At 68.4% G+C, this 2,010-nt stretch carries 1 protein-coding gene; it reads right to left on the reverse strand.

What is annotated here, in order from left to right:
• Positions 1-1,632: DEAD/DEAH box helicase (locus QH276_RS33090; protein ID WP_280407015.1), on the reverse strand; the 1,632-nt coding region annotated here is incomplete at its 3' end.
• Between the last annotated feature and the right edge of the window lie 378 nt (positions 1,633-2,010).

A 2,010-nucleotide genomic window follows, 5' to 3' on the forward strand; every position in this document is an offset into this window, starting at 1 on the left:
ACGGGGTGGACAGCGATCGGGGCCGGGGGGGGGGGGCCCGCCGGGCGCGGGCGGGTGGGGTGGGGGGTGAATAAAGGGGCCGGGGGGCCGGCCCCGGGGTGGGCGGGGGGGGCGGGGTGTGTGGCGGCGCCCCGCGCCCCCCCCGCCGGGCCCGCCCCGCCGGCGCCGGGGGGTGCCGGATTCGCTGTCCGGATCGGCCGGTTCGCCGTTGTCCGGCGCTGCGGACTCAGCCGTACCGGTGTCGGAATCGACTGTGGCCGTGTCGGGTTCGATGGCCTTCCCGCCACGGGTGCGTTTCCGGTTGCGTTTGCGCGGCGCCCGCGCGGGACGTTCCACCACCACTGCGTCCGGATCGCGCTCGGGCTGCTGCGCGCCCACGGTGCCGGTGACGCCCTCCGGAATGCCGAGATCGGAGAACAGATGCGGCGACCGCGAATAGGTTTCCACCGGCTCCGGGATGCCCAGCCCCAGCGCGGCGTCGATCGCCGCCCACCGGGTGAGTTCGTCCCAGTCGATCAAGGTGACCGCGACACCGGTGCGCCCGGCGCGGCCGGTGCGGCCGATCCGGTGCACATAGGTCTTCTCGTCCTCCGGGCACTGATAGTTGATGACATGGGTCACATCGTCGATATCGATCCCGCGTGCGGCGACATCGGTGGCGACCAGAACATCGATCTTGCCGCTGCGGAACTTCGCCAGCGCTTTCTCGCGGGCGATCTGCCCGAGATCGCCGTGCACCGCGCCGACCGCGAAACCGCGTTCGGCCAGTTCGTCGGCGACCTTCTGCGCGGTGCGCTTGGTGCGGGTGAAGATCATCGTCGCGCCGCGGCCCTCCGCCTGCAGAATCCGGGCGACCAATTCACCTTTGTCCAGCGCGTGCGCCCGGTAGATGAATTGCGCGGTGCGATCGTGCACCGCCGAATCGTGCGGTTCCTCGGCGCGGATATGGGTCGGGCGGGTCAGGAAAGTACGGGCCAAAGTGATGATCGGGCCCGGCATGGTCGCGGAGAACAGCATGGTCTGCCGTTTATCGGGCACCATGCCGAGAATGCGTTCGATATCGGGCAAGAAGCCCAGATCCAGCATTTCGTCGGCCTCGTCCAGAACCAGGACACCGACTTTTCCGAGAATCAGATGCTGCTGGTCCGCCAGATCGAGCAACCGGCCGGGCGTCCCGACCACGACATCCACACCCGCGCGTAGCGCCGCGATCTGGGACTCATAGGGGCGACCGCCGTAAATCGAGGTGACCTGCAGGGGCCCGCGCTCGGTGTGCACGTATTTCGCCGCGTTCTCGAGGTCCTTGGTCACCTGCAGGCACAATTCGCGCGTCGGCACGATGACCAGGGCGCGCGGGGTGCCGTCCAAGGGGCTGGTGCCGGATTCGAGAGTGCTGATCCGGTGCAGCAGCGGAACGCCGAACCCGAAGGTTTTGCCCATTCCGGTGCGCGCCTGACCGATCAAATCCTCGCCGGACAGCGCCAGCGGCAGGGTGAGTTCCTGGATGGCGAAAGTACGTTCGATTCCGATCTCGCCGAGTGCGCGGACAATTTCCTCGCGCACCCCCAATTCGGCGAAAGTCGGGGCGGTATGCCCGGCGTCCAGTTCGGCTGTCAGCAGTGTTTCCGCCAAGCCGGGTTCCGGTTCGACTGTTATCTTGCTCAGGTTCGTGCCTTCCCTCGTTATCGCGCTACACGCGCACGAGGCGTGGGGCGGACCGGCCGGCCCGCGACGACCACGGATCCGCCCTGCGATATTCACCCGGGACCGCCGCCGGATGTCGGCAGGTGCCCGCGTAAGGGCAGCGAAGCTCGGACATCGGCGCAGCGCATCGGTGATGCGGATCTGGTGCGCGCACATTTTCCGTGGACCCCGCAGAATTCCTCGCCACCGCTGCGCGCACCCATGAGGCGCGACTCCCGGCGCTGCCGAACCAACGGATCGACCGAATTCCTCGGATGTCCACCGGCGATTGTAGCTGTATTTTTGGCGCGCTGGCGCGCGCGGGGG

The sequence above is a fragment of the Nocardia carnea genome, assembly GCF_029869215.1.
Classification (GTDB): Bacteria; Actinomycetota; Actinomycetes; order Mycobacteriales; family Mycobacteriaceae; genus Nocardia; species Nocardia carnea_B.